Here is a 7,583-nt window from a genome sequence, read left to right as displayed (position 1 = left end):
CGCGGCGTTTCGATGCGAAAAGTCTCCCGGCGCTGCAGGCGGACGACGTATTTGGGCAGAGGCACGGCAAATGCCTTGCCGCCTTCAAAATTCACCTCCGTCGCCGGGCCGGTCGTAAATTGCACGTGGATGCCGCCGGGCCGGCCGGAGAATACATTGCGGCGGCTATCGACAAAGCGCCGGTTGATCTCGGCGCTGCCGCTGCAGTCGAAAACAAGGCGGTCGCCGGCCGGCTGGGCGTCGAGCAGCGTGGTCAGCATCATCTCCTCGCCGCCGCCGAAGGAGACCGTAAATTGATCCTTGGTGCGGGCATAGCCGACGAGCAAAAAGGCAATCGGCAGCGTCCCGGTGACATGGAAACGCGCCTCGATTTCGGCTTCGGAAAGCTGGGCGATCTGACTCATGCCGACTCCAGCACGCGCAGCAGCGAAGACGTATCGTCCCGCCCCCAGCCTTGCGCCATGAGCGCATTGAGCTGCTGGGCGACGACTGCCGTGAGCGGCACCGCCACCCCGCTCTGCCGCGCCGCTTCAAGAACCAACCCGAAATCCTTGTGATGCAGGCGGGCTTCGATGCCGGCCGAAAAATCGCGGCGCACCATGCGTTCGCCCATCACATCGAGCACCCGCGAGGCGGCCGAACCGCCCGCCAGCGCCTGCCTGACCTTGCCACAATCGACGCCGGCGCCGGCCGCCAGGCGCATGGCTTCGGCCGCCGCTTCGATGGCGGCGACCATGATCATCTGGTTGCACGCCTTGGCGACCTGCCCGGCGCCATTCGGGCCGATGTGGACGATGCGCTGGCCGAGGCATTCGAGCAGCGGCCGCACGCGTTCAAGCACCGCCGCCTCGCCGCCGGCCATGATGGCCAGCGTCGCGGCGATGGCGCCCTGTTCGCCACCAGAAACCGGGGCGTCGAGAAAGTGGATGCCTTTTTCGCCAAGCTTTGCGGCGATATGGCGCGCCGCGTCGGGCGCGATGGTCGAGCAATCGACCACCACCGAACCGGGCGCCATGCCCTCAGCCAGGCCATCGGGACCCAGCGCGACGGCTTCGACGTCGGCGCTCGAGGTGATCACCGTAAACACCACCGCGCAGCAGCGGCCGAGTTCGGCCGGTGTCGCACAGACGCGGGCCGGCAGGTCGCCAATGCTTGCCGGGCGACGCGCCCAGACGGCCAGTTGATGGCCAGCCCGATGCAAATGCAAAGCCATCGGGCGGCCCATGGCGCCGAGGCCGATGAACCCTACCTTCATTCCTGCCCCGACAGACGTTCGAGCAATTTGAGCACGGCGATCGAATCCTCATTGCCCAGGCCGGAACCCACCATTGCATTGAACATTTGCGCCGTCGCCGCCGAGCCGGGCAGACAGAGGCCGAGTTCATGCGCGGTCTGCATGACGATGTTGAGGTCCTTTTCGTGCATCCAGCTCTTGAAACCCGGCTTGAAATTGCGGTCGAGCATGCGCTGGCCATGGTTTTCGAGAATTTTCGAATAGGCGAATCCGCCCAACAGCGCTTCGCGCACCTTGCTACGGTCAACGCCATTTTTTGCCGCAAATGCAAATGCCTCGGCGACGGCCAGTACGCCCATGCCGGTGACGATCTGGTTGGCCGCCTTGGTGACCTGCCCGGCGCCGCTGGCACCAACGTGCACGATGTTTTTGCCGAGGCATTCGAAAGCCGGTTTGGCCTGGGCGAATGCCGCTTCGGAACCGCCGGCCATGATCGACAAGGTGCCGGCAATCGCGCCGACCTCGCCGCCGGAAACCGGCGCATCGACAAAATCAACGCCGGCTGCCGCCAGGTCTTCGCCAATCAGGCGCGCTGCGGCCGGGGCGATGGTGCTCATGTCGACCGCCACCAGGCCACTCTGGCCAGCGCTGGCGACGCCGCGCATGACTTCGGCGACATCCGGCGCATCGGCCACCATCGAAATGACAAGTTGGTTGCCCCGGGCGACGTCGGCCGGGCTGGTGGCGGCTGTGGCACCCGCGTCGAGCAGCGGCCGCATCGATTCGGCGCGGCGCGCCCAGACGGTGACGGCATAGCCACCTTTGATCAGGTTGAGGGCCATCGGGCGCCCCATGATGCCGAGGCCGATAAATCCAATCTTCATGCTGAGCTCCACGTCGAGAAGGCTTGAATTCTAGCCGCCAATGCCACTCGAACAAACTGTCTCAGGCGGGCAGTGCGGCGTATTCCTCACAGCGGCCGAAACCGACCACCTCCTCGGCCGACACCGGCTGATAAAAATGGAAGCCCTGGACGCGTTCGCATTCGAGGGTGCGCAGGAATTCCGCCTGGGCAAAATTTTCAACGCCTTCGGCCACCAGTTGCAAGCCGAGCGAGCGGCCGAGCATAACGATGGAGGTGACCAGCGAGGCGGCCTCGGGGTCGGTATCGACATCGACCAGGAAAGAGCGGTCGATCTTCAGCCGGTCAAGCGGGAAGCGCCGCAGGTAGGCGAGCGAAGAGTAGCCGGTGCCAAAATCGTCAATGGCCAGCCGCACCCCCATGGCCTTGAGCTGGGCCAGGGTCTGGATGGCGCCATCGACGCCGTGCATGACCGTACTTTCGGTAATTTCAAGTTCCACCCGATTGGCCGGCGCGCCGGTTTCAGCCAGCACCGCCTGCACCGTCCGCACGAAATCGGGCTGGCGGAATTGATGCGCCGAGATGTTGACGGCCATTTCGCCCATGTCGAGCCCGGCATCGAGCCAACTGCGCACCTGCCGGCAGGCGGTGAGCAGAACCCAGTGGCCGAGCGGCAGGATCAGGCCGCACTCTTCGGCAACGGGAATGAAGTCGGCCGGGGCGATCATGCCGCGCAGCGGGTGAGCCCAGCGAACCAGCGCCTCGACACCGACCACCTTGCCGCTCAGCAGATCGATCTGCGGCTGGTAATGAAGCACCAACTGGTTGTCGGCCAGGGCACGCCACAACTCGCTTTCGAGGTGCAGGCGCTTGTTGGCGGCGGCGTTCATCGACTCGGCGAAGAACTGGAAATTGTTGCGCCCGGCTGCCTTGGCCGCGTACATGGCCGCATCGGCGTTGCGGATCAGGCTCAGGCCATCGCGCCCATCTTCCGGATAAAGGCTGATGCCGATCGACGGCGTACAGTGCAGCGCATGCCCATCGATGTCGCAGGGCATGCCGATGGTCGGCACCAGCCGGTCGAGCAGCGCGATCACGGCTTCAGCGTTGTCGAGCTGATTGAAAACGACGACAAACTCGTCGCCGCCGAGACGGAAGAGGCGCGTCGTGTGCTCCATTTCGCCGCCCATGCGGCGGGCAATCTCGGCCAGCAGGCGGTCACCGGCATGGTGACCAAGCGAGTCGTTGACCGTCTTGAAATTGTCGAGGTCGATGATGAGCAGAGCCAGGCGGTTGATGCCGGGCACGGCGCCATCGAGCAGGGTGTCAAGATAGCCGTCGAGCGCCAGACGGTTGGGCAGATTGGTCAGCTGGTCGTGATGGGCGAGGTAGTCAAAGCGTTCGAGCTGCGCCTTGGCTTCGCTGGTATCGGTAAAACTGGCAACAAAATTAGCGGCCTGCCCCGCCTCGTCGCGCAGCGCCGTGATGCGCATCTGCTTGGGATAGATCGTGCCATCCTTGCGCCGGTCCCAGATTTCACCTTCCCAGAAGCCATTCTCGGCGACGAAATCCCAGATGTTGCGATGAACGTTCAGGCCATGATGCCCGGCACTGAGTCGGGTTGGCGTCAGGCCAAGGACCTCGCTGGCGGCATATCCGGTAATCTGCTCGAAAGCCGCGTTGACCGTCAGGATCCGCTGCGCGTCGTCGGTCAGGATCATCGCCTCGGCGGCGTGGTCAATGATTCGCCGGTGCAGCGCCAGCTGGCTGTTTGCCTGATCGCGGACAGCGAACAAGCGGCGACATCCTTCGCCGATCAACAGGCTGACGAGCAGGCCAAGCGCCAACAGCAGAACCCCCCATGCCGGCGCCGCCCCGATGCCCCCATCCGCCAAGCCCGAGGAATGGCGACGACTGATCGACCACCAATCGAGACCGAGCATGCCCCAGATCAGGAGAATGGCCATCAAGGCGAACAAAACGAGTTTTCGGCCGGCAAAAGCCGGAATCTGCTGCACGGATTAAACTAAGCCTTTAGTTATACGTCGGCCAGTTTACTCTCATAAAAACAATGTTTCGCAAAGTTTTTCTAAAGCGAAATCGCGAAAAAACCAGCCTTCATATCGCCGGCCATTTCGGGCCGGCTTAGTGCCTGATCCCAAAATGGATTTACCGCAATTAACTTAGCCGCAGCACGACCCGTTGCCGCCCTTGATACCCATTTTGGCCAACAGCTTTTCCGGCGGGCAGAAGCCCGTGAAGCCGCTTTGCAGCAAATTGAAACCGACGAAAGCCGTAAAGGCGAGGAACCACTCCGAAACGAAAATCGGACTGGCATGGTAACCGAGGGCCAGAGAAAGAAGAATGAAGGAACCCGCCATGATGCGGATGATGCGTTCGATGGTCATGCTTGATGCTCCTTGCGGAAGGCCGAGAAATAGAGGACAGGGATGACGACCAGGGTGAGTAGCGTGGACACCATGATGCCGAAGATCAGGGCGAGGGCCAGGCCGTTGAAGATCGGGTCGTCGAGAATAAACAGGGCGCCGAGCATGGCGGCCAGTGCGGTCAGGGCGATCGGCTTGGCGCGCACGGCCGCCGACTGGATGACCGCCTCGCGGAACGGCATGCCGGTCGCCACTTGCAGCTTGATGAAATCGACGAGCAGGATGGAGTTGCGGACGATGATGCCAGCCAGGGCGATCATGCCGATCATCGACGTTGCGGTGAATTGCGAGCCGAACAGCGCGTGGCCGGGCATGACGCCGATGATGGTCAGCGGGATGGGCGCCATGATGATGAGCGGCACGAGGTAGCTGCCGAAGTGGGCGACGACCAGCAGGTAGATCAGGATCAGGCCGACGCCGTAGGCGATGCCCATGTCGCGGAAGGTTTCGTAGGTCACCTTCCATTCGCCATCCCATTTGACGCTGTAGCCGGCATACGGATCGTTCGGCTGGCGGATGAACCATTCGCCCAGCGTGCCACCCTCCTTGAGTTCCATGCCGTTGATCTTGGAGCGGATATCGAACATGCCGTAGAGCGGCGAATCGAGCTTGCCGCCCATGTCGCCGACGACGTACACGACCGGCAGCAGATCCTTGTGGTAAATGGCTTTTTCGCGGGCGGCATCGCGCACTTCGACCAGTTCGGAAACCGGCACCAGCTGGCCGTCACGCGAGCGGACGCGGAGCTTGAGCAGCGCGTCGAGGCTCGATTGCTTTTCGGCCGGCAAGGTGACGCGCACCGGGATTTCGAACTTTGATTCGGTGTTATGCGCCGGCGTGACGTCCTGCCCGGCCAGGCCCATGCTGACCACCTCGACGATGTCGCTCTGCGCCACGCCGAGTTGTGCCGCCTTGCTCTGCAGCACATGCAGGATGACCTTGCGCGAATCGGCCTCGATGTAATCGTCGACCGCGACGATGTCCTTCGTTTCCGCGAAAACCTGGCGGATCTGCTTGCCGACGCTCATCTGGCCCACCATGTCCGGACCGTAGATTTCAGCGACGATGGGCGACATAACCGGCGGACCCGGCGGCACTTCGACGACCTTGGCGACGCCGCCGTTGGCCTTGCCGATGGCCTCGATGCGCTCGCGCAGCGAACTGGCGATCTCGTGGCTCTGCCGCGAACGATGGTGCTTGTCGGCCAGATTGACCTGGATGTCGCCCTTTTCCGGCAGGGCGCGCAGGTAGTACTGGCGGACCAGGCCGTTGAAATTGATCGGACTGGCCGTGCCGGCGTAGGCCTGATAGTTGGTGACGTCCTTTTCCTGCGCCAGCTCGGCGCCGATTTCGTGCAGCACACGCGCCGTTTCCTCGACCGGCGTGCCGACCGGCATGTCGAGGATGACCTGGAATTCGCTCTTGTTGTCGAACGGCAGCATCTTGAGCACGACGAGCTGGAAGTAAGCCAGCGAGACCGAGCCGAGGATGAGCAGGACGATGGCAATGGCCAGCTTGAGGCGCATGGCACCGCCCTTGACCGGGTCGAGGAAGGGCGCCAGCAGCTTGCGGAATGTGCTGTCGAGCTTGGCGTCGAGCTTGGAAGGCTCATGGGTTCCATGAGCGTTGCCATGCGACTTCATCATTCGCGCCGCCAGCCAGGGCGTGACGACAAAGGCGACGGCCAGCGAAATGGCCATGCCCATCGACGAATTGATCGGGATCGGGCTCATGTACGGCCCCATCAGGCCGGTCACGAAGGCCATCGGCAACAGCGCAGCGATCACGGTGAGGGTGGCCAGGATGGTCGGTCCGCCAACCTCATCGACGGCCGGCGGGATGATGTCGAACAGGGTTTTATCGGGATACAGGCCCTGCCAGCGGTGGATGTTCTCGACGACGACAATGGCGTCGTCGACCAGGATGCCGATCGAGAAAATCAGCGCGAACAGGGAGACGCGGTTGAGCGTGAAGCCCCAGGCCCAGGAGGCGAACAGCGTCGCGGCCAGGGTCAGGGTAACGGCGACACCGACGATGACCGCCTCGCGTTTGCCGAGGGCGAAGAAGACGAGCAGGACGACGAAGGCGGTGGCGAAGATCAGCTTGCCGATCAGCTTCTGCGCCTTCTCGGTCGCCGTCTCGCCGTAGTTGCGCGTCACGGTGACGTCGATGCCCTCGGGAATGACTTTGTTTTTCAGGTCATTTATCCGGTTGACCGTGGCATTCGCCACATCGGCCGCGTTGACGCCCGGCTGCTTGGAAATCTGCATGGTGACGGCCGGGAATTCACCGCTTTGGTCGCCGAACCAGGCGTAGCGTTTCGGCTGATCCGGACCATCTTCAACGGTCGCCACGTCGCTCAGGTAAACCGGCTTGCGCGCGCTGGCCTCGCCCCGCACGGCGACGACCAGTTGCTTCACGTCGGCGGCCGATTCGAGATAGGTGCCGGTCTGCACCAGCACCTCGCGGTTGCCGGTGGTCAAATTGCCGGAGGATTGCAGGGCGTTCGAGACCTTCAGCGCGCCGGCGATGTCCTGCGGCGTGACGCCGTAGGCGTTCATGCGCTCGGCGTCCATGAGCACACGGATAGCGTGGTCGGGGCCGCCGATGGTCGAGATGTCGCGCGTCCCCTTGATGCGTTTCAGCTCGATCTCGACGGCGCGGGCAACCTGTTGCAGGTCGAAGGCGGAACGCGCCGGATCCTTGGTCGAGAACGTCAGCGCGACGATGGGTACGTCGTCAATGCCGCGCGGCTTGATGACCGGCGCCATAACGCCGAGGTTGGCCGGCAACCAGTCGCTGTTCGAGTGCACGGTGTCGTAGAGGCGCAGCACGGCGTCGTTGTATTTAACGCCGACGTCGAACTGCACGGTGATGATCGCCATGCCCGGGCGCGAAGCCGAATAGACGTGTTCGACGCCATGCAGGCGCGACAACACCTGCTCGCCGGGCCGCGCCACCAGATTTTCGACATCCTTGGCCGACGCGCCGGGGAAGGCGATCATCACGTCGGCCATGGTCACGTCGATCTGCGGCTCTT

6 protein-coding genes are annotated in these 7,583 nt (G+C 63.2%); all 6 read right to left on the bottom strand.

The genetic code is table 11. The features are described from left to right. Positions 1-404 (bottom strand): flagellar brake protein (locus tag ADADOO_RS17730; protein ID WP_511278845.1); only part of this gene is annotated, 404 nt, incomplete at its 3' end. Further along, positions 401-1,255 carry an NAD(P)-dependent oxidoreductase gene (locus tag ADADOO_RS17725; RefSeq protein ID WP_511278844.1) on the bottom strand — a complete coding sequence of 285 codons (855 nt, stop codon included), beginning with the start codon at positions 1,253-1,255 and terminating at the stop codon, positions 401-403. The genes ADADOO_RS17725 and ADADOO_RS17730, both read right to left, overlap by 4 nt. Then, positions 1,252-2,118 (bottom strand): NAD(P)-dependent oxidoreductase, encoded by an 867-nt coding sequence (locus ADADOO_RS17720; protein ID WP_511278843.1) that lies wholly within the window; start codon positions 2,116-2,118, stop codon positions 1,252-1,254. Before ADADOO_RS17720 ends, ADADOO_RS17725 begins: the two co-directional genes overlap by 4 nt. Before the next feature lie 61 nt (positions 2,119-2,179). Next, positions 2,180-4,114 (bottom strand): putative bifunctional diguanylate cyclase/phosphodiesterase, encoded by a 1,935-nt coding sequence (locus ADADOO_RS17715; RefSeq protein ID WP_511278842.1) that lies wholly within the window; start codon positions 4,112-4,114, stop codon positions 2,180-2,182. A gap of 165 nt (positions 4,115-4,279) precedes the next feature. Beyond that, positions 4,280-4,504, bottom strand: coding sequence for a YgaP family membrane protein (locus ADADOO_RS17710; protein WP_511278841.1), 225 nt, complete (start codon positions 4,502-4,504; stop codon positions 4,280-4,282). Further along, the coding region (locus ADADOO_RS17705) for an efflux RND transporter permease subunit (protein WP_511278840.1) at positions 4,501-7,583 on the bottom strand (3,083 nt) is incomplete at its 5' end. The genes ADADOO_RS17710 and ADADOO_RS17705, both read right to left, overlap by 4 nt.

Source organism: Azonexus sp. (genome assembly GCF_036170495.1).
Classification (GTDB): domain Bacteria; phylum Pseudomonadota; class Gammaproteobacteria; order Burkholderiales; family Rhodocyclaceae; genus Azonexus.
The sequence above is the reverse complement of the archived record's forward strand: the minus strand, read 5'-3'. Positions and strand labels throughout refer to the sequence as shown.

Excerpts from the sequence above, each read along its gene's own strand:
- ADADOO_RS17710 (WP_511278841.1), bottom strand. The coding sequence starts at position 4,504 with ATGACCATCGAACGCATCATCCGCATCATGGCGGGTTCCTTCATTCTT.
- ADADOO_RS17725 (WP_511278844.1), bottom strand. The coding sequence starts at position 1,255 with ATGAAGGTAGGGTTCATCGGCCTCGGCGCCATGGGCCGCCCGATGGCT.
- ADADOO_RS17720 (WP_511278843.1), bottom strand. The coding sequence starts at position 2,118 with ATGAAGATTGGATTTATCGGCCTCGGCATCATGGGGCGCCCGATGGCC.